Origin of the sequence: Alcanivorax profundi (assembly GCF_003597125.1) — a bacterium.
Classification (GTDB): Bacteria; Pseudomonadota; Gammaproteobacteria; order Pseudomonadales; family Alcanivoracaceae; genus Alcanivorax; species Alcanivorax profundi.
Map to the genome: position 1 here is coordinate 589,464 of NZ_QYYA01000002.1, position 23,553 is coordinate 613,016.

A 23,553-nucleotide genomic window follows, 5' to 3' on the forward strand; every position below is an offset into this window, starting at 1 on the left:
ACCCATATCTCAGTGAAGTTTGAACAGGATCTGCAGCAACTGGATCCCCAACAGCACCACCAGCGGGCTGAGATCAAACCCACCCATGGGCGGCAGCAATTTACGGACTGGCGCCATCACCGGCTCGGTGATTTGCACCACGATGCGTACCACCGGGTTGTAGGGATCCGGGGCCACCCAGCTGAGGATCACCCGCAACAGAACCGCCCAGAAAATGTAGTTAAGAATGACTGCGGCCAGCTCCCTCAGCGAATACAGGATCAGCTGCCCGCCAATACCCGAGGGGAACCCACCGACCTGAATCGACAGGATGGTGATGGCTTTCAGGATGATCAGCACTACCACCAGCACCAGTGACGCCACATCCAGGCCCCCATAACCAGGGACAACGCGCCGCAGAGGCTTCAGCAAGGGATTGGTGGCCTTGAGTACGAACTGGGAAATAGGGTTGTAAAAGTCAGCCCGGGCCAATTGCAGCACGAACCGGGTCAGCACAATGAAAATGTAGGCGCTGAAGGCAAAGTCCAGCAGGTAAATCAGGGCACCCTGGGGGTTCATGGATCACTCCGTTGGTCGCAACAGGGGGTAGAGTTTGGGGCAAGGGGGGCAGATTTCAAAGGGTGGACAAAAATCAGTAGCGAGAAGCAAGTAACGAGTTTCGAAAAGCAGAGCCGGTTTGGGGGTTCGCTTCTCGCAACTCGTTACTCGTGACTGCTTTATCCCGCCAGCTCTTCCGACCGTTCCCGCGCTGCCGCAACTGCCGCCTGGACCTGTTCGCGGAAGCCGGCTTCTTCGAACACGTTGAGGGCGGCGGCGGTGGTGCCACCAGGGCTGGTGACCTGCTGGCGCAGCACATCCGGACCGACTTCGCTGGTAATGGCCAGCTGAGCGGCTCCCCAGGCAGTCTGCAGCACCATCTGGCGAGCGGTGGCAGCATCCAGCCCCTGGGCTTTGGCCGCTTCGATCAGCGATTCCATCAGCAGGAAGAAATAGGCCGGCCCAGACCCGGAGACGGCCGTCACCGCATCCAGCTCTTTCTCTTCGGCAAACCAGAACGTCAGGCCCACAGAGCCGAGGATTTCCTTGGCCATGGCCTTTTGTTCGTCGCTGACACCCGCCGCCGCAAACAGTCCGGTGGCGCCCGCCTGCACCAGTGAGGGCGTGTTGGGCATGGAACGCACCACCGGGGTCTCGCCTAGCCAGCTTTTCAGGTTGGCCACGGTGATACCGGCAGCGATGGAGATCACCAGCGGCTGGCGATCAGCGATCAGATCACGCAGGTTCTCACACACCTCCTGCATCATCTGCGGTTTCACAGCCAGCACCAGCACATCCACACGGCTAAGCACATCCCGGTTGTCGGCGCTCACGTGTACCCGATGCAGCTGGGCCACTTCGTCCAGACGATCCTTTGAGGGGTCGCTCATCCAGATTCGGGCCGGGCGAATTCCTTTCGCCACCATGCCACCGGCCAGGCTGGTTGCCATGTTGCCGGCACCGATAAAACCGATCAGTTGCTGTGCCATAACTGCGTTGTCCTGTAGTTGTCGCGCAAGCGACACGCCGAAACTAGCGGGCCGGGCGGGGACCGAACAGGGCCGTACCCAGGCGAACCAGGGTAGCGCCTTCTTCAATGGCCACCCCGAAATCCGCACTCATGCCCATGGAGAGCGTGTCGAGGGCCGGCATTGTATTGCGCAATTGTGACAGTGTCATGGCGAGCTGTCGGAAAGCCGCCCGGTTGTGGTCATCACTGTCCGCCCGGGGAATCGCCATCAGGCCGCGCAGCGTAAGGTTCGGCAGGTCCACAATAGCCTTCGCGAGCTCGGCCACGCCCTCCAGGGGCACCCCGCTTTTGCTGGCTTCGTCGTCCACATTGACCTGTATACACACCTGCAGAGGGGGCAGCGTCTGCGGGCGCTGCTCGCTCAAACGGCGCGCCACCTTGAGCCGGTCCACGGAGTGCACCCAGTCAAACCGGGCGGCGATGTCACGCGTTTTGTTGGACTGTATCGGGCCGATGAAGTGCCATACCAACCCTCGCTCCGCCAGGGCATCCATCTTGTCGAGTGCCTCCTGGAGGTAGTTTTCACCGAAATGATGCTGCCCCTGATCCGCCAACGCCGCCACTTCATCGGCACTGCGGGTCTTGCTGACCGCCAGCAGGGTGACCGTTTCCGGGTCACGACTGGCCTGATGGCAGGCGGCAGCAATGGACTGGCGGAGGGTATTCAGGGGGCTGGCTGTCTCGGACATGGGCGGTTTTACCTGCTGATCTGTCGGTGTGGCTGCGCGGCGCCGCTTTCCCGCCGAAAGCGAATTCCCGGTGCAGTTCCTTGAACGCCTGAAAAGGTCAGGTTACTTTAGGGCGATTAGGACGATTTTCTGATGCCGTCGGTGCGCCGACGGTCGGTGAATAATAACGGAACCGGGCTCTCCATGCCCTTTTCCATAACGCACAATAACGCCAGAAGACACCATGGATATTACCGAGCTGCTCGCTTTCAGCGCCAAGAACGGCGCGTCTGACCTCCACCTGTCCGCAGGTCTGCCCCCCATGATCCGTGTTGACGGCGACGTACGTCGCATCAACCTTCCCGCCATGGAGCACAAGGAAGTCCACGCGCTGATCTACGACATCATGAATGACAAGCAGCGTAAGGACTTCGAGGAATTCTTCGAAACCGATTTTTCCTTCGAAGTCCCCGGTGTAGCCCGTTTCCGGGTCAACGCCTTTAACCACAACCGGGGGGCCGGTGCGGTATTCCGGACCATTCCGTCCAAGGTACTGACCATGGAAGACCTGGGAATGGGCAAGGTCTTCCAGAAGGTCTCCGAGTTCCCCCGTGGCATTGTGCTGGTCACCGGCCCCACCGGCTCCGGCAAGTCCACCACGCTGGCGGCCATGCTCGACTACATCAACAACACCCGTTACGAGCACATCCTCACCATCGAGGACCCCATCGAATTCGTACACGAATCCAAGAAATGCCTGGTGAACCAGCGGGAAGTGCACCGTGACACCCTGGGCTTCGCCGAAGCCCTGCGCTCGGCCCTGCGGGAAGACCCGGACATCATTCTGGTAGGGGAAATGCGGGATCTGGAAACCATCCGCCTGGCACTCACCGCGGCGGAAACCGGGCACCTGGTGTTCGGCACCCTGCACACCACCTCAGCCGCCAAGACCATTGACCGGGTTGTTGACGTTTTCCCCGCCGAAGAAAAGGCCATGGTGCGCTCCATGCTGTCCGAATCCCTGCAGGCGGTAGTGTCACAAACCCTGATGAAAAAGAACGGCGGTGGTCGGGTAGCCGCCCACGAAATCATGATCGGCACCCCCGCAATCCGTAACCTGATCCGTGAAGACAAGGTCGCGCAGATGTATTCCGCCATTCAGACCGGTGGCGCCCTGGGCATGCAAACCCTGGATCAGTGCCTGCAGGGGCTGGTGCAGAAGGGCCTGGTGGCCCGGGAAGTGGCCCGCGAAAAAGCCAAGAGCCCGGACTCGATCTAACGAGGAGATGTCACCATGGAATTCGAAGAGCTCCTCAAACTGATGGTCCAGAAAGGCGGTTCCGACCTGTTCATTACCGCCGGTGTGCCCCCCAGCATGAAAGTCCACGGCAAGATTCTGCCGGTGACCAAAAACGCCCTGACCCCGGACATGACCCGGGATATCGTGTTCGGCGTGATGACCGAAAAACAACGCAAGGATTTCGTTGAACACCACGAGTGTAACTTCGCCATCTCCGCCCGCGGCATTGGCCGTTTCCGGGTCTCGGCCTTTTACCAGCGCAACCTGGTCGGCATGGTGCTGCGGCGTATTGAAACCAAGATCCCCAATGTGGATGACCTGCGCTTACCGCCGGTGATCAAGGAACTGGCCATGACAAAGCGTGGCCTGGTGATTTTCGTGGGTGCCACCGGTACCGGTAAATCCACCTCGCTGGCGTCCATGATTGGCCACCGCAACAAGAATTCCAAGGGTCACATCATCACCATCGAGGACCCCATCGAATTCATTCACCAGCATCAGGGCTGCATCGTGACCCAGCGCGAAGTGGGCATCGACACCGACAGCTTTGAAGTGGCGTTGAAGAATACCCTGCGTCAGGCGCCTGATGTGATTCTGATTGGTGAGATCCGCACCCGGGAAACCATGGACAAGGCCATCGCCTTCGCCGAAACCGGTCACCTGTGTCTGGCCACCCTGCACGCCAACAACGCCAACCAGGCGCTGGACCGGATCATTCACTTCTTCCCCGCCGATATGCACGACCAGCTGTGGATGGACCTGTCCCTGAACATGAAAGGCATTGTCGCCCAGCAGCTGATCCCCACCCCGGACGGCAAGGGTCGCCGCGCGGCCATTGAAGTTCTGCTCGGCACGCCGCTGGTGCAGGACCATATCCGCAAGGGTGAAGTGCACATGCTCAAGGAGCTGATGAGCAAATCCCGCGAACAGGGCATGCAGACCTTCGACCAGGCCTTGTACGACCTCTACTCCGCCGGGGAAATCACCTACGAAGACGCCATGCTCCACGCCGATTCGCCAAACGATCTGCGCCTGATGATCAAACTCGGCAACGAGACTGATGCCTCAAGCCTGGATGTCGCCACCCGCGGATTGAGCCTGGAAGATACCGAATAGCCTCTGCGGTTCCACCGGACAAGGATAACCTCCTTGTCCGCCCAGCCTCGCCGCAACATCGATCCCCCGGAGAAATCTCCCCTGCTGTCAGAATTTCCGTCGAACGGTATTCGCAGGCTGTGACCGGACACCGGTTTATTGCAAAATGATGTCATGAACCCTTTGCCATCAACCAGCGACGCCTTCGCCTGCGACACGGAACATTTCGTTTCCGGTGTCGGTCTTGCCCACTTGTACTATGGCGCACAGCGTTTGGGTTTGCCGGTCGAAGATGTTCTGCGTCGCGCCCGGCTTGATCCCGGCAGCGCACTGCAGCCCATGGCCCGGGTACCCACAGCCCAACTGGAAACGTTTGTTCAGGAGCTGCTGTTGGTCAGCCAGGACGAACTGCTGGGCATGCACATTGGCCAGCAAATGATGCCTGCCATATTCAACACGCTGACGTCTTTGGCCTTCAGCGCCACCAGCCTGCGCGAAGCGCTTCACTTCACGACCAAATATCAGGCCTTGATTGGTGGCAACTCCGGCGGCTTCCATGTGGAAGAACGCCCCAATGGCAACATGTTGCTGACCGCCTCCATGGTGACCCGCCACCCCGTACTACGCCGTCATCTCATGACCAACCTGATGCTGCTGGGCACGGCCATGGTACGTTTTATTACCGGACAACCTGCGCTGGCCCCACTAAACATGATGCTGGAGCACCCAGCCATCAATGACGAGGAACGCGAAACGTTTGAGGCTCTCACCGGCTGCCCGGTGATCTTTTCTGCTGGCAGCAACCAGGTAGAGCTGGACAGCCACACGCTGGATTTACCCATCAATGTGTTTAATGACCAACGCCAGGTACAGGCAGAAGCACTCGCGCGGGAACAGCTGGCTGCCGTAGAGCAACAACAGTCCTTTATTGGGCAGGTACGATGGCTGGCTCGCGACCTCATGTTATCGGGCCTGCCACGGCGCAAGACCGTAGCCGACCGCCTCAACATTGGTCTTCGAACCCTCGACAGACGCATGGCCGAACAGGAGTTGTCATGGCAACAGTTGCTCGACGAGACTCGCGAACAACTGGCCTGTGACTATTTGAAGGTAACAGGAATGACCGTGGCCGAAATCAGCCAACGGCTAGGGTTCTCCAGCAGTCGCTCCTTTCAGCGACGCTTCCAGCAGTGGAGAGGCATGACTCCATCGCAATACCGCGAACACGGCTAACGGTTATTCGCAATCCACTTTCACCACAGGAATGCTATCGCCCCCACGTGATTGCTGCCGCACTTCCACCTTCAGTTCCCGCTCATCCAGCTGGCAATACTGTTGCGCCTGAGCAAGCGCATTGGCCAACCGTGGCATCGCTTGCGATGACAACGGCAACCCCAATGACTGAGTCCGCGCCAGCATCGCTGGCGAAATCTCTTGCTCCACCACAGGCCCTTGTCGCACCGAACCCGAACATCCCGCAAGCAGCATCATGACAATGCCCAATACCGTAATGTCTTTCATTGGAAGTTTCACCTCAAGGCTGATGATGCGCAAAGCGGGTAATCACGAAAGGTGACGATTCTTTTGCTTGCTGATCCAGGCGTTCATCCAGCCAAACAATAATGTCATTCCAGACCTGTTTTTTTTGTCCATCGTGCAACACACAATGGGAGCCGTCTTCATAAAGATGCCAACGCGAGTCGCTAGACGCGCTTTCCTCGACTAACCGCCGCGCCGCTTTTGGCGACACGAGATAATCCTCTGCTCCCTGCAAAACAATCATGGGCTTATCAATACGATCCAGATTGGCACGAATTTCGGCTGTCATCTTTTGCAAGTGCGTCACGTAGCTGGCAGCGATTGCCGAGTGCGTCATGTTCACTTCGCTGGCAACCCAGGACCTCGCCCACGGATCAAAGATCGCCTTGTTCCACATCCATTGCCCGCGCCGGCCCGCCATACTGAATACCGCAGCATTGGGAGCCATGCGGCCAACCAAGCCCGCATTCCAGGTCATGGCATTGGACAGCCAATCCGGTTGTCGCCAGGGGCCCACCTTCAGGTTCACAACCACTGGCGGGGCATTCAGAATCAAACCATGCCCCCTCTGATCTCCGCGAATATCCCATTGCAATGCAATGGCAGCCCCCAACGATTCTCCCTGCAGGTACACAGGCACCCCGGGATACCGGCGTGCCACTTCTTCAAATGCCAAGGCCAGATCCTCTACATACACCTCGGCATCACGGCTGAAGCCTGCACGGCCAAACCCCTGCGATTGCCCCCAGCCGCGCATGTCATAGGCGAACATCGCATAACCGTGTTCCACCAGATGGTTCGCCCATGGGGCATACACGCCAGTATGCGCCGCCGTGCCATGCAGCAACAAAATCACGGCCCGCGGTGCTTGCTGCTCAGGCGCCCACCACTGGCCATAAAGCTGTAGCCCATCTGCAGTTTGCAGAAGTCGGGTTTCCTGCACACCGGGATAGGCAAGATAAAATTCAGGCGCCGGGCTCGCGGGAGGAAGTCGCTGACACCCCGGCAAGAACAACAACAGCGACATCAATGTCAGAGACAACCGGATCATCACACTACCTGTCTTGTTTTTATTCAGGCCACTCAATGCGAGTGGAGACAGGCGCAGTCTAGGTCACGGACACAAGCGCCCCCACGGCATGGCTGCATTTGCCGCGTGAGTGTCAGGATATGTCTTCCCTGATGCGAATACTGGCACCCGGCGACGCGATTTGTCCCCTTCCTGACAAATTTTACCACTGCGTTTCTTATCGCCACAGGGCGCACCATTGGCGTTTCGTTCATTACGCCTCCGTGCGGAGCCGAGCATGTCCAGAATAATAATAAGCGGCTTGTTACTGTTCACCCTGGGAACAGCGCAGGCACACTTGCAACCTCTCAATGAGACGGAAATGTCGGCAGCTCACGGCGCGGGCATTGCCGTGGCACTGGACCAGTTCCGCTATGCCATGGCCCCTACCAGCTACTTCGAACAAACAGGAATCACTCCAGCCGGAGCCTGTACCGCAGCGGGTAACAACAGTGGCAACGTAGGGTGCTGGCGACGCGGCGACCTGCGCTGGTACGGGGTTAATATTTCGGGAACCGGGGCGGGTGGCAGTCACTGGAATGAAAGCAGCTGCGATGCCTCCACGGCAGCATGTCCCCGTGGCGGCCAGATTGCCTGGTTCTCTCCCTTCGACAACCCGTACGTAATGCGCTCATGGTCACCCCAAGGCATGGCCTGGGACGGCAGCCTGATCAACCAGGACGCATCCAATCCTGACAAAACCATTTACGAGTTTCTGGCCCCTACCCGTCAGCCGGATTACACCTTTTCATTCTGGGGCGAGATTGAAGCAGGGGCCACTCGCGATACCGCCACCCAGGCCTTGCAAATGGGACAGGGGGCAAATAATCCCAGCGGCGGCGGACTACTGAAAAGCCAGACACTGATACGCGGTAATGCCGCCGGCAGTATTTTCCGCCTTTTCCAACATACCGAACCGGGCAATGAAACCTTCGGTATGTTTTATCACAGCTACCTTCAAGGGGATTTCCGTTTCAGCGTTGCTCAGGCTGCTGACAACGCCACCGACCAGATTGGGGAAGCACCAACGTTCGATCCGGATGAAGGCCTGTTCTTTCGTAATGTGGATGCCTTTCTCCCTTTCGGCCAGGTCTACTATCAGGCATTGGTGCTGGGGCCGGTTGGCAACAACGGTGACTTCTACCTTGAACTCACCCCTGTTCCTGATAATCCAGCGGTCTACAACCGATTCTACGGTCTCGACAGCGGCGATGTTCGCGGCTTCGAAACAGCACGAACAGCGACACGGGATTGGCAACAGGCCTGCGGCGAAAGTGACAGCGCCTGCCAGAACTACCGCTTATCACATGGCTATGTCCGCTACGGTGACTGGTATCCGGCCATGGCAGGCTGGAATGCCCTTGGCACACGTGAAACCGTGAATGCCAGCGACGACGGCATCGTGTTTCAGGCTCGCAATGGCAGCACCTTTAATGCGTTCGCCAAACGCCCGGTCCGCATCGACAAGCGTGGCGAAAATTCCAGCATGCAGCGCACCCAGAATTACCGCTGCGATCCCAACAGCCCCGGCGCGTGCTTTACGCCAACAGAAGGACCGGTCAGCAGCGGGCCCGGCAACAATAATCTTTACTACACCACCGATCGGGTAAGTCTGGGTTCTGCTCGTATTGAAGGGCTACTGATCAACCAGTTCTACATGGAAAGCTGCCGACCGGGGGTGTGCTGATGCAACGCTATGGTCTGCTTCTTCTTCTGATGTTTCCTGGTGCCTACGGTGACTCTCTTGCTCCACTTGCCGATAACGAAATGGCGCTCATCGCCGGTCAGGCTGGCGAGGGTGTTCAACTGACCCTGCTACTGCGTAACAACGTCAACGCACAAGGCAATCCGATTGGTTGTAACAACGGCGGGCTCAACCCGTGCCGAATGGGGTTTGAGTTTTCAGATCGCGAAGGAATCTGGCTCATGCTCAAGGATTATTATGGCGAACTGCAGATCAATGACCTGCGAATTGACAGCGCCCCCTTGCCAACGATCAATACGCCCTATCTTGATCCTGAGCGTTTCGAATCTGTAGCTGGCGAATGCCTGATCGACAACTGCAATCCTGGCGGCATGCTCGCACTACGAACCTATTACCCATTCAACAAAGCTGTTGGCGCCTACAACGATCTTAACCTGTTCACCAACATCGGTCGCGTTGCCCTCGAATACGACGACACCGTTAATGCCATCCCGGGTTATATGCGCGATGCCGCCTCCGGCAGTGTGTTGGGATTTCGGGCCACAGACAGCAGGGCATTGAATGCTCCGGCCAACATGCGTTTTGAGGGTGTCTCCTATGTTTTCGGATTCTAAATCCCATAGCGGCAAGGGTATGTGGCGCGCACTGTCGCTGCTGGGATTCGCCTGCCTGTCTGCAACCGTACATGCGCAACTGGTACCCATGGAAGATGACGCACTGTCACAAGTACTGGCACAGGATGGCAGCCTTTTCCTGTCTGATCACATCGGTCCCAATGCGTTGGCCAATGCCCCCAGCGATGGTTCCGCCAACTTCGATTTCTATCGCATGGGTCTGGACGTCAAACTCAACCTGAATGCCAATATTGCAAAATTCCAGCTTGGCTGTGGCGGGGTAAACGATTTGCTGACGACGTCAGCCCCTTGCGACATTGATATTGATTACCTGAGCTTTATGGGAGTGAATAACGACGGGGATTTTCCATCCCTGGACGGTCCGGAAAGCGCCTTTGAACTGATCCGTCCTTATGTAGAGCTGGCAATAAAAAACGACAGCACCGCCACATTGCGTGAAGTTGCCGGTATCAAGATAGGCGGCCAGCGTATTAATGGTGCACTGTCAATTGGTCGTGATTATACCGGCTCGGGAAAACCTTCAGAAGGCTTCATCGGGCCAGGGCTGGAAAGCAACCTGATCAATCAGGAGCATGGTGGCGCATGCAACCCCTCTGCCACCACAGGTCAGGGTGTAGTCAACTGCCATTCTGGCATTAATAGTGTGTCTGGATTTCTGTCGCTGGAGCTTTCTGCCGCGATTCGTGCGAGAGCAAACCTGCTGAATTTTTTTGATGCTGACCTCAACACCTGTTTTGGTCGTATGAATCCAGCCCAGTATGGCTGTAACGCCAACTCAACACCGTTCTTTGTCGATGCCAGTGGTACACGTCTGCAAACCCTGCACGTGGCGGCCGCCAAACTCACGGTCGACGCTATCGATCTGAACTGTAATTTCTGGAATTTCGCGGTCTGTCTTCCCGCGCAAGGTGTAGCCAATCTGATCATTGATGAGGGCTATGGGCAACTTCGCATTGACATGCGCCAGGTGCATTACCTGCTCACACCAGATACAGAAAACTTTTTCCTTTCCATGCAACGCGAACGGGTTGCGTGGCCAAATTACAGCAAGGCACCACCACCCAATAACCAGGCTTTTGATGCCTGCAATCCTGCGTATGGGCAGATTCCTGCTAATGGCCGTTGCTCAAGTGCCTATGCCCCTACTGCCAATACGGGTTGGTGGCTGAACGCTCCCGGGGCAAAAATTCTGAACATCAATCCGCCTAACCGTATTGATGTGGGCTACGTGGACCTGGGCACGGCGGTTAGCCTGCTCGGTCCTGAAGGACAACTTTTGATTGATAATCCCAAGATCGATTTGCCAAGGGTATCCAATTGTTACGGCAGCGCGGTGTTCTGCTAAGGAGGCGATTATGAATCGACCAGGCCCGTTATGGATCCCTTTACTCTTTTTCACACCATACGCTCTTGCACTGCAGGCCATGAGCGATGACGCACTGTCATCTATTAACGGCGCAGATGGCGTATCAGTGACACTAAGCAGTCAAGCTCCACTGCGTCTCGATACCCTCAAGTGGATTACCGATGATAATTCGTTGAATAACGGTGCCTGCACCGGCGGACTGAATGGTCAGCATGCCTGCACCCTGGTTAAGGATATTGTTCTGGAGGGGCACGGTGGCAACCTTCAGCAGCAATGGCACCTGGACGCTGGCAGTGATGGCTCCGGGCAGCCCTACCTGAGCCTTTCCGGACAATGGTCAAACCAGCAATTGACCCTTGGATCCCTCTCTCTGCACACCGCCAATGACGATGCCAGTGACCGCTCACTTGGCAGTCTTGCACTATTGTCAGCCGGGCAATTTTCGCTCAGTAATCGAGGTGGCCCCTTTAATCTTGAGGATAATCTTGCTTCGCTGGATTTTTCACTTAACGGTGACGTGATATATCGCCAGGGGCCTGCTGGCAGTCCGGAACTCAGCTTTGCCAACCTGCAACTTGATACCCGTTTCAGTACCGGCGCGGCCAATGGACAATCCGCCGGACTTGGACGCGTTGGCATTGACTCCCGGGGCCTGCTTCTGCAAGCCCCCTATGCCGATGTAAATATCGGCTTTGACCTGGCGTTCAAGAATTCGCCGACCAACTTTGATGTAAGTGGTCGCAGTAACCTGCTGCGTTTTGGCTGGCGTGGTGGCTTGGTCAACCCTCAATGGCATCTACAAGCAGGGGGCGTTGGTTATAACACCTATGTCAACGGCCCCAATACCTTTCAGGATACTGATGGCAGCGTTACCGGTAGTCGCTCAGAAGGCATTAGCCTTTACACCGCCTGGGATTTTGACAGCGACTTCGCCCTGTCGCTGGGGGAGGCCGGTGGTAACGGAACCGTGGCCCGCTTTAGCCAATGGCAACGACTTGGTGCAGCACCCGGGCCGATGTTCGCCCTGCCCGTTGTATTCGATGTGATGCAAGGAGGGAGCGGGCCCTCAGGTTTGTGTGCCGGCGCTGCCACTTCAGGGGTCCTGGACCAGTCATCCTGCATGGCCACTGGAGGGGAGTGGTACAGTAATGACCTGCCCGGTAGCAACGAAAGTGCTTTCGCGATATTGATGCGTGATGCGCGATTACTTGCCTACAACACGCGCGTTGAAGTAGAAGATCCTCTTTCCGGTGGGACAGTTACGCCGCTTGACTGGGGCGCCGCCTTTACCTTCGGAAAGCTTGATGCCGATATTTTTCTCTATCCCTATGGTCGCGCATCGGGTGCCAGCGTAGTAACCACTGACTCGGGAATTCGTGCCGATATCACCCTGATAGCGCAATCTCCTGATGCCTGGCGTCGAGCCAACAGCAGCGATCCGGCAGTGCGTTCAACCGCAGGCGACGGCTGGCAAACCAACACCCATTTTATGCTGGTGGATACCCAGAGTCATCGCGGCGTAGGCTTCATGAATGGTGATATTTTTTACCGTGCACGGGACCTATTCTTGCGCGTAACCGATGGTGATTCTCGTTACCCCCAACTTCCCGGTGGGCTGTGGTTACAGACAGATAATCTGGCTCAGTACCGTTTTCGAGCACTATTTGGTGGTGGCAATATGAGCGACCTTAGCTACGATGCCCTCACCAGGGTTTCACTGATAGATGTGAATTTGCAAACCGATCAGTTCCTGTTTGTACTCAACCCGCTACCGGTCGACACCAACACCGGAGCGGCACCCATCGGCTTTAATGGTCTGCTGGATTTGGACAATAGCTATATTCGAGTCGGCGAGGTATCAAGCCCGCAATCCCGATTCTATATCGACGCCCTGTCCGGGCGAGTCGCATGGCGCAACGGCAGCCTGTCAATGGTTTCCGGTCAGCACACCGCTGATGGCTTGCCGCAACTGGCGATCAGTAACGATTTGGATATTGGCCAATCCGCACATTTTGGTGGCGCCGCAGGTGATCCACTGATTGGAACGGTCGGGTTTGGATCAGAAGATTTTGGGCGCATGGTCATTCCCGCAGGCACATGGCACAACGAGATCAGGCTGAAGATTCCCTGACGGATATCGCCGCCTGAAGATCAATAGTGTGGTGGAGGCGCATCTTCCACTTGTGTGGCAGCGAATGCCTCGCTCAGGTCTACCAATCGATCCACCATCTTGCGGCAAGCGGTTTCCAGCTCACGGATCTGACGTTGCTGATCACTGACGATCTGGTTGAGGGATTCGATCAGGTCTTCCTGATAGGCCAGTTTGGTCTCGATATCAATCAAGCGGTCTTCGCTCATGGGAATCTCTCTATTGCGCTCCTGCGGAAATGGCTGGGGCAAGCTGCAAGACAGCCCACCTGCACGCCTGGCAGCTTGCAGCTGTTCGCACCATTGTACTGGCCCTTTATCCATATTTCCGCTATGGTTTGTGCCGTCTTGGGGGAGTAGTCGCTCGATCGCTTTCCTCTGCCGTTTCACGGCACAAGCCTCAAGGTGGCCGTCAACATAGTTGCGCCTCATGCGCATGGCGTCCACGCCCGCACTGCCCTCCGGGCCACGCGGACTGACGAGACCTGAGACACGACTTGCATTCCGCTGGGGCGGGATTGGCAGGTGGTGTCTCATGTCAACGTTAATCCCGCCCCTCTGGAATAACCTCAATGGAAGCCCTGTTCAGTTCCCTGTTGCTGGTTGCCCTTGGCGAAATCGGTGACAAGACTCAGCTACTGTCGCTGGCACTGATCCTTAAATTCCGCAAGCCCTGGCCCATTCTGGCCGGCGTAGTCGTCGCCACCCTGTTGAATCACGGCGCCTCGGTCTGGTTTGGCGACTGGTTGGCGGACACCGTCCCGATGGACTGGATGCGCTGGATTCTCGGCATCAGCTTTATGGCCCTGGGCCTGTGGATGCTGATTCCCGATGGCGATGAAGAGATCAAGGAAGAGCCGAAATACGGGCCTTTCCTCACCGCTCTCGTGCTGTTCTTCATTGCCGAGATCGGCGACAAGACCCAGCTGGCGACGATTGCCCTGGCGGTGCAGTTCAAGGACCAGTTCTGGCCGGTACTCAGTGGCTCAACCCTGGGCATGATCGCCGCCAACCTGCCAGTCATCTGGCTGGCCCACCAGTTTGGTGGCAAACAGTTCGAGCGCCGCGCACACCGGATTAGCGCCGCCCTGTTTTTTGGCTTCGGTATTCTCGCGCTGGTGACCTGACGGCCCCCCAGGCCTGCTACAATCCAACTTTGCGTCTGTGCGTATTGCCAGCGCCCCTGTTTGCGAGTGAAACCATGGCCCTGACTGCCACCATCTACAAAGCCGAGCTGACCATCTCGGATATGGACCGGGACTACTACGCCACCCATAACCTGACGGTGGCGCTACACCCTTCGGAAACCGAATCGCGGATGATGCTACGCCTGATGGCGTTTGCGCTCAGCGCCCACGAAGACCTGACCTTCACCAAAGGGCTGTCGAGCACCGATGAACCGGATCTGTGGCAACGCAACCCCGATGACACTCTGGAGCACTGGATCGAACTGGGCATGCCCGACGAAAAACGCCTTCGCAAAGCCTGCGGCCTGGCGCGTCAGGTCACCCTCTACTGCTATGGCCCCCGTGCTCCGCAGGTATGGTGGGACAGCATCAAGAACAAGGTTACCCGGTTCGATAACCTGCGCGTTATCCATGTGAGCGCAGACAGTGAAGCCGCCCTCGCCGAGAGCACCCAGCGCAGCATGCAGCTGCAGGCCATGATTCAGGATGGCCAGGTGTGGTTCGGCAGCGCGGAGCACTCCGTAGAGATGGGGCTGGACCAGTGGTACCCGGCCAACCCGCACTGAAGCAGGCAGGGCACCCATCACGTCGGTGCCCTGATTTTTGCGACTACATGCTTCGCTGATTCACCCGCGCCATAAGCTGTTCCGCGCTTTCCTTGCGCTCGGAATAGCGGTCCACGAGATAGTCGCTGCGGTCGCGGGTCAGGTAGGTGAACTTCACCAGCTCTTCCATCACATCGACAATACGGTCGTAGAACCCCGAGGGTTTCATGCGATCGTTGTCGTCGAACTCCAGAAAGGCTTTCGGCACCGATGACTGATTGGGTATCGTCACCATACGCATCCAGCGACCCAGCACGCGCAACTGGTTTACCGTGTTGAATGATTGCGAGCCGCCACACACCTGCATCACCGCCAGGGTTTTTCCCTGAGTGGGACGCACTGCCCCCAGCGACAAAGGAATCCAGTCGATCTGCGCTTTCATGATGCCGGTCATGGCGCCGTGACGCTCCGGCGAACACCACACCATACCCTCGCTCCAGGTAACCCGGTCACGCAGCTCTTTCACCTTGGGGTGATCGACCTCTTCGCTGTCGGGCAATGGCAACCCATCGGCATGAAAGATGGCTGTTTCCGCGCCCATGGCTTCCAGAATCCGGGCCGCCTCCATCACCACAAGCCGGCTGAACGACCGCGAACGCAGCGAACCATACAGCAACAAAATGCGAGGTTTGTGCTCCGACGGCGTGTCGCGAAACACGGCATCCGCGGTCGGAACCCGGAAACAGTTGTTATCAAGATTGGGGGTATCACTCATTTCTTCTTTCCATCCAACGAAAACCCAATATCAGAAATGATTACGACTTTCTTGATCCAGGTTTTTCGCTGTTAACTATTCACTATGAATTGCTTGTCTCGAACCAATGAGAGGTACGATTAACAATCGCCACCAGTGACAACATCACCGGAACCTCTACCAACACGCCCACGACCGTGGCCAGAGCCGCGCCGGAATGCAGACCGAACACACTGATTGCTACCGCCACCGCCAACTCGAAAAAGTTGCTGGTACCAATGAGGCAAGCGGGTCCTGCCACGTTATGTTTGAGACGCAGTTTTTTGGCCGCCCAATAGGCAATCACAAAAATGCCATAGGTCTGTATCAGCAACGGAATGGCAATCAACACAATGGCCATGGGTTTGGCCAAAATGGTCTCGGCCTGGAAGCCAAACAACAGCACCACTGTCGCCAACAGGCCCATCACGCTTACCGGTTTCAGCGCATGAACAAACTGCGCCACCCGCTCATCGCTGCCAAGCCACTGACGGGTAACAAAACCGGCAATCAGCGGCAATAACACATACAACACCACAGACAGCAACAACGTATCCCACGGCACCGTGATGTCACTGACGCCCAGCAACAAACCGGCAATCGGTGCAAACGCAAAGACCATGATGATGTCGTTAACGGACACCTGCACCAGGGTGTAATTGGCATCCCCGCGGGTAAGCTGGCTCCACACAAACACCATGGCCGTACAGGGTGCCACGCCCAGCAAGATCATGCCGGCGATGTATTCTGTTGCGGTTTGCGGGTCTACCCAGCCGGCGAAGAATACCTTGAAAAAAAGCCACCCCAGCGCAGCCATGGTGAATGGCTTGATCAGCCAGTTGATCACCAGTGTCAGTAACAGGCCGCGGGGGTTCTTGCCGACCTGTTTGATGGCGGTGAAATCAATCTGGATCATCATCGGGTAGACCATCACCCAGATAAAGACCGCTACCGCCAGATTCACATGGGCGTACTCAAACCCGGCTACGGCTTCGAAGGCACCCGGCATGACCAACCCAAGCCCGACCCCCGCGGCAATGGCCAGGGCCACCCAGAGACTCAGATAACGTTCAAAAAACGGCATTACTCGCTACCCATCTCACGGTGGATTTTCTGTGCACAAGCGACAAGACCGAGCCCATTCATGCTCTCAAGGTCCAGCGATGCCAGCGCTTCAATCCGTGCGTGCAGTTCGTTATAGGTGGTCTCGAACGCAGCACGAATGGTGTCTTCGCTACCGGTAACGTGGGCCGGGTCTGCCAGCCCCCAATGCACCTTGGGCGTATCACCCAGCCACACCGGGCAGGATTCCCCGGCGGCGGCATCACACACGGTAATCACCAGATCAATCTGCTCACCCTCCAGAGCATCCATGGTCTTGGAGCTGGGGTTATTCACCTCGACACCGTGGCGCGCCAACACAGCCAGCGCGTTTTCATTAACGGTGCCAGTGGGCATGCTACCCGCGCTCAGGCCATGAAGCCGGCCTTGACCCAGATGATCGGCCAGCGCTTCGCCAATAATGGATCGGCAGGAATTGCCGGTGCACAAAAACAGAATTGTCAGGGGCGTATTCATATCCGTCTCTCAGAGTTAGCCGCAGCAAGCGGTGTTAGGAAGGGTAATGTTCAGGTCCTCACGGGCCGGAATCACCAGGGTGGCAATTACCTCGGCCGCCCATTGCGGCAATGCCGGGTTCAGCTGGTAATGCATCCAGGTGCCCTGACGGCGAGCCACTACCAGCTCGCATTGGCGCAGCTGGGCCAGATGCCGGGAAATGGTGGACTGCGGTGCCTGCAGGCTGTCTACCAGATCACACACACACACCTCACCCTGACCGTGCAGCAGGCAGATCAGGCTGAGACGGGTGTCATCACCCAGGCATTTGCACAATTGGGTCGGTGTCATCATGGCCGCTGGCATCCCTATATCTATATATCCGGAAATACGGATATTATAAGCTCCAAGTTACAAAAGACAAGTTTCAAAGGGGGAAGGCTTTGTGACAGCGGGCAGGCCCGTGGCCTCGTTTAAAAGTACAACCTTGCCGTAGGAGCGTCGCTCGCGGCGCGATTACCGAGCCTTGGCGAGGAGAAAGTTTCGAGTTACGAGACGCGAGCGACGCTCCTACGGAAGCCCAAACAAAAAACCCGACCTTGTCTGGCCGGGTTTTCCTTGTAGCTTGTAGCTTGAGGCTGCCCTACTTTTTCAACTTCGCTTCAATCTCGTCCACGCTGATGTGGCGCACATCCTTGCCTTCCACCAGATAGATCACCTGCTCGCCAATATTGCGGGCGTGATCACCAATGCGCTCCAGCGCGCGCAGCGACCAGATGATGTTCAGTACCCGGGAAATGGAACGGGGATCTTCCATCATGAACGTGACCAGCGAGCGCATGGCACTGCGGTATTCCAGGTCCACTTCCTTGTCTTCGGCAGCCACCTCCAACGCTTTTTTGGCATCAAAGCGTGCAAAGGCGTCCAGCGTATCGCGCAACATGTTACGCACGTGGTTCCCGATATGACGCACTTCCACATAACCCCGTGGAGACTCACCCTCTTCCGCCAGCTGCTGCCCCATACGGGCAATCTTGGCGGATTCGTCACCGATGCGCTCCAGGTCTGACACCGCTTTGGTAACGGCGATAATCAACCGCAGATCCGACGCCGCCGGCTGGCGCAGCGCCAGCACCTTGGTGCACTCCTCGTCGATCAGCATTTCCAGCTTGTCGACCTTGTCCTCGGTTTCCATCACCTTTTCCGCAAGGGCGGAATCGGCCTGCAGCAATGCCTGCAACGCGTCCACCACCTGCTTTTCTACCAGGCCACCCATTTCCATCAGGTTGTTGCGGATGGACTCCAGCGCGTCGTTGAACTGGGATGAGCTGTGCTCACCAAAATGCATGCGATCCATGATCCTGCTCTCCTTGTGCCTTAACCGAAGCGGCCGGTGATGTAAGCTTCTGTCAGATCGTGTTCCGGCTTGGTGAACACGGTATCGGTATCATTCATTTCCACCAGACGCCCCAGATGGAAGTAAGCGGTGCGGTTGGAGACACGGGCCGCCTGCTGCATGGAGTGGGTCACGATGGCAATGGTATAGGACTCGCTCAGCTCAGCGATCAACTCTTCGATCTTGGCGGTGGCAATGGGGTCCAGCGCAGAACAGGGCTCATCCATCAGCACCACTTCCGGGCTTACGGCAATGGTACGGGCGATACACAGGCGCTGCTGCTGACCACCGGACAGGCCCGTGCCAGGGGAATGCAGACGGTCCTTTACTTCATTCCACAAACCCGCCTTTTGCAGGCTGGTTTCCACGATTTCGTCTAGGTCATATTTCTTGTTGGCCAGACCGTGAATCCGGGGACCATAGGCCACGTTGTCATAAATCGACTTGGGAAAAGGGTTCGGCTTCTGGAACACCATGCCCACCCGTGCACGCAGCTCCACCACATCGAGCTTGGGATCATAAAGATCCTGGTCTTCCAGGTGCAGGTTGCCCTTTACCTGACAGATATCGATGGTGTCATTCATGCGGTTCAGACAACGCAGAAAGGTGGATTTACCGCAACCGGAAGGACCGATCAGCGCCACCACTTCGTTCTTGCCGATGTCCAGGCTGACGCCGTGGATGGCCTGCTTCTCGCCGTAGAACACCTCCACGTCGCGCATGCGCATCTTCGGGTTGTCCACATAAGGGGTTCCGACCGTCTGGTCCGGATAGCGGATTGTCTCGTCCATTGCCTGTTCACCTTCAATCTGGTCAGCCAGCTTCATGTTACCTGGCGCTTTGTCATCAAACTTTTCTGCAGTATCCATGATTCTTACCTCGTTACCAGCGCCGCTCAAGGCGCTTGCGCAGGAACACCGCCAGCGTATTCATGGCGATCAGGAAAGACAGCAGCACCATGATGGCCGCGGAGGTCAGGGCCACGAAGGACTGCTCCGGGCTATCGGCCCACAGGTAAATCTGCACGGGCAGCACGGTGGAGGGATCCAGCGGCCCACCCGGGACATCCACAATGAACGCCACCATACCGATCATCAGCAGCGGGGCCGTTTCGCCCAGTGCCTGGGCCATACCGATGATGGCGCCGGTCAGCATGCCAGGCAGGGCCAGCGGCAGCACATGATGCAGTACCACCTGCATTTTCGAGGCGCCCAGGCCCATGGCCGCTTCGCGGATGCTCGGCGGCACCGCCTTGATGGCAGCACGGCTGGAAATAATGATGGTGGGCAGCGTCATCAGGGTCAGAACGATACCCCCGACAACAGGTACCGAACGGGGCAACCCGAACAAACCGATAATCACCGCCAGACCCAACAGGCCGAAAATGATAGAGGGCACCGCCGCAAGGTTGTTGATGTTCACTTCAATGAAATCAGTGAACTTGTTCTTGGGCGCAAATTCTTCCAGGTAAATGGCCGCGGCCACCCCAATAGGGAAGCTCAGTATCAAGGTCACCAGCATAGTGAAGAACGAACCGGTCACCGCCCCCCAGATACCCGCCAGCTCCGGCTCGCGGGAATCCCCGTGGGTGAACAGGGACTGGTTCCACTGCAACTCCACACGGTCCTGCGCCTCCAGACTCTCGATCCAGCTCTTCTGGTTATCACTGAGACGGGACTCCAACCGGTCGTCCTGGGCAGATTTCACATATACGTCGACGTCGTCATCGGCGAGCAACCACAGGGTGATGCTCTTGCCCATCAAGGAAGGGTCATCCTTGAGCAAATCGCGCAGTTCATAGCCGGCCCCGGTGCTGATCAGGCTGTACAGCTCACGCTTTTCCTGGCGACCACTGGCCGACGGAAACTCTTCGCGCAGGGCGTTGCGAATAACACCATCATAATTGGCAAAATTGAGCTGCTCTTCATCACGAACATCACTGATATCCAGCGTGTCCTGATCGAAGGTCACCTCCATCTTCACGTAGGTTTCGAAGAACGCGCTATGGCCCTTGCCAATGATGTCCGTAAACAACAGCACCAGGGCCAGCAGGCCAAAACCAATGGCGCCCACACCAAAGGCCTTGAAACGACGCTCAGCACGGTAGCGTTTGGCCAGTGACTTGCGTACCTGTTCGGTGGTCTTGCTCATGTCGAATGCCTCCAGGCGCTAGTCGTACTGCTCGCGATACTTCTTCACAATGTGAAGCGCGATCACGTTGAGCAACAAGGTAGTGATAAAGAGCATCAGGCCAAGGGCGAAGGCCGCCAGGGTCTTGGCACTGTCAAACTCCTGGTCACCGGTCAGCAGGGTCACGATCTGCACCGTCACCGTAGTCACCGCATCCAGTGGATTTGCGGTGAGATTCGCCGCCAGTCCCGCCGCCATCACCACAATCATGGTTTCACCAATGGCCCGCGATGCCGCCAGCAGAATACCGCCCATGATGCCCGGCAGAGCCGCCGGAAAGATGACCTTCTTGATGGTTTCTGAACGGGTAGCCCCCAGCCCCAGTGACGCATCGCGCAGCGCCTGAGGCACCGCCGTGATCACGTCATCCGCCAGCGACGACACAAACGGGATAATCATCACGCCCATCACCAGGCCCGCCGCCAAGGCCGACTCCGAGGCCACATCCAGGCCGATGGATTCACCGATCTGGCGAATCACCGGGGCCACGGTGAGTGCAGCAAAGAAGCCGTATACCACCGTCGGCACGCCTGCCAACACTTCCAGAGCGGGCTTGGCAAACGCGCGCACTCTGGCGGGAGCATATTCGGCCAGGTAGATGGCAGACATCAGCCCCACCGGCACCGCCACCAGCAAGGCGATGGCAGAAATCAGCAAGGTGCCGACAAACAGGGGAATAGCCCCAAAAGCCCCTTCAGAGGCAACCTGGTCAGCACGCAGAGCCGTCTGCGGACTCCAGTGCAGGCCGAACAGGAAATCCGTAGCCGGCACCTTGCCGAAGAAACGGATGGATTCGAACAGCACCGACATCAGAATGCCAACCGTGGTCAGGATGGCGATGGTGGCACTCAGCATGAACAGTGTTTGCAGGACTTTTTCGACCTGTTGCCGGGCACGCATTTGCGGCGAAATTTTCACCCAGCCCCAGGCCGTTCCCAGCATAGCCACCACGATCACAACAACCGTAATTGCCATGGTATTGAGCTGACGCAGGCTATTCAGTTTCTCCGCTGCCGCCGCAATTTCCGGTGATACCGAAGCCGGAGACAGGGCACCACTGGCCACATTGCTGATCTGGTTGAGCATCAGGTTCGCAGCGGAGCCATCCACCGGTTGACTGGCCGCCGGCAGGCTTCCCATCACCATGTTGCGAATCAGGGTGTCATCAAACGCCAGCCAGACCCCCAGCACGACCAGGGCCGGGATAGCACACCAGATTGCCGTACGCATGGCGTAATAGAACGGCAATGAGTGCAGGTGGCGAATGCCGCCCAGCGGTCGAGCCAGGGCAAAGGAACGGCGGTGCCCCATGTAATAGGCCCCGGCGATCATTACCACCAGCAGCAACAGCAGATTACCGGTTTGCATGGTGTTCTCCGTTTAGGTTTTTTCTCCAGTCAACGCAGCGACCTTGGTGCACCGTTGACTGCAAAAAAAATGTCATAAATTTGATCGCTGGTTAAAAAGCCCGACGGTGGTTCCACCGTCGGGCTGAAAGCATCCCTGCTTTTTCTTCTCTTCCAGAACTCAGCGCTTAGTGCAGCTCGGCATCGGTCATGGATACCAGGCCACGAGCCTGTTTCTGCATGTCACCGCGCAGGTCATCGGCCAGCGGGATCATGCCTTTCTCGGCCAGGTAACCCTCACCGCCCCAGGCTTTCTCGCTGGTGAATTCCTTCACGTAACCTTCGATGCCCGGTACCACACCTACGTGAGCTTTCTTCACGTAGAAGTACAGAGAGCGGGATACCGGGTAGTCGCCAGACGCAATGCTATCAAAAGTCGGGGCCACACCGCCTACTTTAGCGCCCTGTACCTTGCCACGGTTCTGATCCAGGAAGGAGAAACCGAACACGCCGAATGCGTTGGGGTTCTTTTCCAGCTTCTGAACGATCAGGTTGTCGTTCTCGCCCGCTTCTACGTAGGCGCCGTCTTCACGGATGCTGCGGCAGATCGCCTTGTACTTGGACTTGTCTTCGCCCTTGATGGCCTTCAGCCACGGGAAGGTCTTACAACCACCTTCGATAGCCAGCTCGTTGAACGCATCACGGGTACCGGAAGTCGGCGGCGGACCGAGAACCTCGATCTTGGTGTTCGGCAGCGCCGGGTTCACTTCTTTCCAGGTCTTGTAGGGGTTGGCGACCAGCTTCTCACCGCCTTTCGGATCCGGAACTTCCTTGGCCAGGGCCAGGAACAGATCACGCAAGGTAACGTCCATGTGCTTGCCTTTGGAAGAGTTGGCAAACACGATGCCGTCATAACCGATAACCACTTCGGTGATGTCCTTCACGCCATTTTCCTGGCACTGGGCAAACTCGGACTTCTTCATGCGACGGGACGCGTTGGTCACGTCAGGGTGCTGGGTCCCCACACCCGCACAGAACAGCTTCATGCCGCCGCCGGAACCGGTAGATTCGATTTTCGGGGTCGGGTTGGAAGAGCTGCGACCGAAACGCTCAGCGACGGTGGTCGCGAACGGGTACACAGTGGAAGAACCCACGATGGAAATGTAATCACGGGTGTCGGCAGTGGCCGGGGCGCTGGCGAAAGCCAGGGCAGCGGCGGCGCTCGCCAGGGTTGCTTTGATCTTGAAGTTCACAATAAGCCTCCAGTTACATGGCACCGGCGATGATTGTTTTGGTCCACCCCGGTCGTTCTAAATGTTGCAAGCCAGTTCATGTTTCAGCACAGCGCATCCTAGAGACGCTTTATGACAACCACATTACACCCATGTAGCAATTCGAATTTTTTCATTTGCTCACCCCTGACCAGAAACGAAAAACCCGCCAACCA

General features: G+C 57.2%; 24 protein-coding genes. 9 read left to right on the forward strand and 15 right to left on the reverse strand.

Going from position 1 to position 23,553, the window contains the following annotated elements:
* Positions 1-9 precede the first annotated feature (9 nt).
* The 3 genes from D4A39_RS08015 to D4A39_RS08025 all read right to left on the reverse strand — a co-directional run bounded on the left by D4A39_RS08015 (position 10) and on the right by D4A39_RS08025 (position 2,256).
* On the reverse strand, positions 10-558 hold the full coding sequence (locus tag D4A39_RS08015) for a YggT family protein (RefSeq protein ID WP_022985822.1): 549 nt from the start codon (positions 556-558) through the stop codon (positions 10-12).
* A 158-nt stretch (positions 559-716) separates the two neighbouring features.
* Complete coding sequence (gene proC / locus D4A39_RS08020) at positions 717-1,526, reverse strand: pyrroline-5-carboxylate reductase (protein ID WP_022985823.1); 810 nt, start codon at positions 1,524-1,526, stop codon at positions 717-719.
* Between the two features lie 43 nt (positions 1,527-1,569).
* Positions 1,570-2,256: a YggS family pyridoxal phosphate-dependent enzyme gene (locus D4A39_RS08025; protein WP_022985824.1), complete on the reverse strand. Its 687-nt coding sequence runs from the start codon at positions 2,254-2,256 to the stop codon at positions 1,570-1,572.
* 223 nt (positions 2,257-2,479) lie between these two features.
* Here D4A39_RS08025 and D4A39_RS08030 point away from each other — a divergent pair, with 223 nt between their 5' ends.
* The 3 genes from D4A39_RS08030 (at position 2,480) to D4A39_RS08040 (ending at position 5,863) form a co-directional block, all read left to right on the forward strand.
* Positions 2,480-3,514, forward strand: a complete 1,035-nt coding sequence (locus tag D4A39_RS08030; RefSeq protein ID WP_022985825.1) for a type IV pilus twitching motility protein PilT — start codon at positions 2,480-2,482, stop codon at positions 3,512-3,514.
* A 15-nt stretch (positions 3,515-3,529) separates the two neighbouring features.
* Positions 3,530-4,651, forward strand: a complete 1,122-nt coding sequence (locus D4A39_RS08035; RefSeq protein WP_022985826.1) for a PilT/PilU family type 4a pilus ATPase — start codon at positions 3,530-3,532, stop codon at positions 4,649-4,651.
* Between the two features lie 153 nt (positions 4,652-4,804).
* Positions 4,805-5,863: an AraC family transcriptional regulator gene (locus D4A39_RS08040; RefSeq protein ID WP_119917841.1), complete on the forward strand. Its 1,059-nt coding sequence runs from the start codon at positions 4,805-4,807 to the stop codon at positions 5,861-5,863.
* A 3-nt stretch (positions 5,864-5,866) separates the two neighbouring features.
* Here the strand turns inward: D4A39_RS08040 and D4A39_RS08045 are convergent, their stop codons facing one another.
* Positions 5,867-6,151 carry a hypothetical protein gene (locus tag D4A39_RS08045; protein ID WP_119917842.1) on the reverse strand — a complete coding sequence of 95 codons (285 nt, stop codon included), beginning with the start codon at positions 6,149-6,151 and terminating at the stop codon, positions 5,867-5,869.
* 13 nt (positions 6,152-6,164) lie between these two features.
* A complete protein-coding gene (locus tag D4A39_RS08050; RefSeq protein ID WP_022985830.1) occupies positions 6,165-7,220 on the reverse strand; it encodes an alpha/beta fold hydrolase in 1,056 nt (351 codons plus the stop codon).
* A gap of 256 nt (positions 7,221-7,476) precedes the next feature.
* On the opposite strand from D4A39_RS08050, the gene D4A39_RS08055 reads away from it, so the two are divergent.
* Genes D4A39_RS08055 through D4A39_RS08070 form a run of 4 tightly spaced genes read left to right on the forward strand, consistent with a single transcriptional unit; the run spans position 7,477 to position 13,075 of the window.
* Entirely contained in the window at positions 7,477-8,925 is a 1,449-nt protein-coding gene (locus D4A39_RS08055; protein ID WP_147393895.1) for a hypothetical protein, read from the forward strand.
* Complete coding sequence (locus D4A39_RS08060) at positions 8,925-9,557, forward strand: hypothetical protein (RefSeq protein WP_022985832.1); 633 nt, start codon at positions 8,925-8,927, stop codon at positions 9,555-9,557. Before D4A39_RS08055 ends, D4A39_RS08060 begins: the two co-directional genes overlap by 1 nt.
* The gene (locus D4A39_RS08065; protein WP_147393896.1) at positions 9,541-10,923 is read left to right on the forward strand and encodes a hypothetical protein; all 1,383 of its coding nucleotides are present in this window, start codon (positions 9,541-9,543) and stop codon (positions 10,921-10,923) included. The genes D4A39_RS08060 and D4A39_RS08065 overlap by 17 nt, the downstream gene beginning before the upstream one ends.
* 10 nt (positions 10,924-10,933) lie before the next feature.
* The gene (locus tag D4A39_RS08070) at positions 10,934-13,075 is read left to right on the forward strand and encodes a hypothetical protein (RefSeq protein ID WP_022985834.1); all 2,142 of its coding nucleotides are present in this window, start codon (positions 10,934-10,936) and stop codon (positions 13,073-13,075) included.
* Positions 13,076-13,095: 20 nt separating this feature from the next.
* Here the strand turns inward: D4A39_RS08070 and D4A39_RS08075 are convergent, their stop codons facing one another.
* Positions 13,096-13,302, reverse strand: coding sequence for a SlyX family protein (locus D4A39_RS08075; RefSeq protein WP_102792798.1), 207 nt, complete (start codon positions 13,300-13,302; stop codon positions 13,096-13,098).
* 362 nt (positions 13,303-13,664) lie between these two features.
* Between D4A39_RS08075 and D4A39_RS08080 the strand changes: the two genes are divergently transcribed.
* Positions 13,665-14,219, forward strand: coding sequence for a TMEM165/GDT1 family protein (locus D4A39_RS08080; RefSeq protein ID WP_102792797.1), 555 nt, complete (start codon positions 13,665-13,667; stop codon positions 14,217-14,219).
* Between the two features lie 74 nt (positions 14,220-14,293).
* Positions 14,294-14,845, forward strand: a complete 552-nt coding sequence (locus D4A39_RS08085; protein ID WP_031226643.1) for a YaeQ family protein — start codon at positions 14,294-14,296, stop codon at positions 14,843-14,845.
* Between the two features lie 43 nt (positions 14,846-14,888).
* Here the strand turns inward: D4A39_RS08085 and arsH are convergent, their stop codons facing one another.
* The 9 genes from arsH to D4A39_RS08130 form a co-directional block, all read right to left on the reverse strand.
* On the reverse strand, positions 14,889-15,599 hold the full coding sequence (gene arsH / locus D4A39_RS08090) for an arsenical resistance protein ArsH (protein WP_119917844.1): 711 nt from the start codon (positions 15,597-15,599) through the stop codon (positions 14,889-14,891).
* An 82-nt stretch (positions 15,600-15,681) separates the two neighbouring features.
* Positions 15,682-16,701, reverse strand: coding sequence for an ACR3 family arsenite efflux transporter (arsB, locus tag D4A39_RS08095; protein ID WP_119917845.1), 1,020 nt, complete (start codon positions 16,699-16,701; stop codon positions 15,682-15,684).
* Positions 16,701-17,195 carry an arsenate reductase ArsC gene (locus D4A39_RS08100; protein WP_022985840.1) on the reverse strand — a complete coding sequence of 165 codons (495 nt, stop codon included), beginning with the start codon at positions 17,193-17,195 and terminating at the stop codon, positions 16,701-16,703. Before D4A39_RS08100 ends, arsB begins: the two co-directional genes overlap by 1 nt.
* Positions 17,196-17,210: 15 nt before the next feature.
* Positions 17,211-17,528, reverse strand: coding sequence for a metalloregulator ArsR/SmtB family transcription factor (locus D4A39_RS08105; RefSeq protein WP_031226644.1), 318 nt, complete (start codon positions 17,526-17,528; stop codon positions 17,211-17,213).
* 289 nt (positions 17,529-17,817) lie between these two features.
* Positions 17,818-18,531: a phosphate signaling complex protein PhoU gene (gene phoU / locus D4A39_RS08110; RefSeq protein ID WP_022985842.1), complete on the reverse strand. Its 714-nt coding sequence runs from the start codon at positions 18,529-18,531 to the stop codon at positions 17,818-17,820.
* Positions 18,532-18,551: 20 nt separating this feature from the next.
* The gene (gene pstB / locus D4A39_RS08115) at positions 18,552-19,439 is read right to left on the reverse strand and encodes a phosphate ABC transporter ATP-binding protein PstB (RefSeq protein ID WP_022985843.1); all 888 of its coding nucleotides are present in this window, start codon (positions 19,437-19,439) and stop codon (positions 18,552-18,554) included.
* A gap of 13 nt (positions 19,440-19,452) precedes the next feature.
* Positions 19,453-20,721 carry a phosphate ABC transporter permease PstA gene (pstA, locus tag D4A39_RS08120; RefSeq protein WP_022985844.1) on the reverse strand — a complete coding sequence of 423 codons (1,269 nt, stop codon included), beginning with the start codon at positions 20,719-20,721 and terminating at the stop codon, positions 19,453-19,455.
* An 18-nt stretch (positions 20,722-20,739) separates the two neighbouring features.
* Positions 20,740-22,128 (reverse strand): phosphate ABC transporter permease subunit PstC, encoded by a 1,389-nt coding sequence (gene pstC / locus D4A39_RS08125; RefSeq protein WP_022985845.1) that lies wholly within the window; start codon positions 22,126-22,128, stop codon positions 20,740-20,742.
* A gap of 166 nt (positions 22,129-22,294) precedes the next feature.
* Positions 22,295-23,347, reverse strand: coding sequence for a substrate-binding domain-containing protein (locus D4A39_RS08130; protein WP_031226646.1), 1,053 nt, complete (start codon positions 23,345-23,347; stop codon positions 22,295-22,297).
* Between the last annotated feature and the right edge of the window lie 206 nt (positions 23,348-23,553).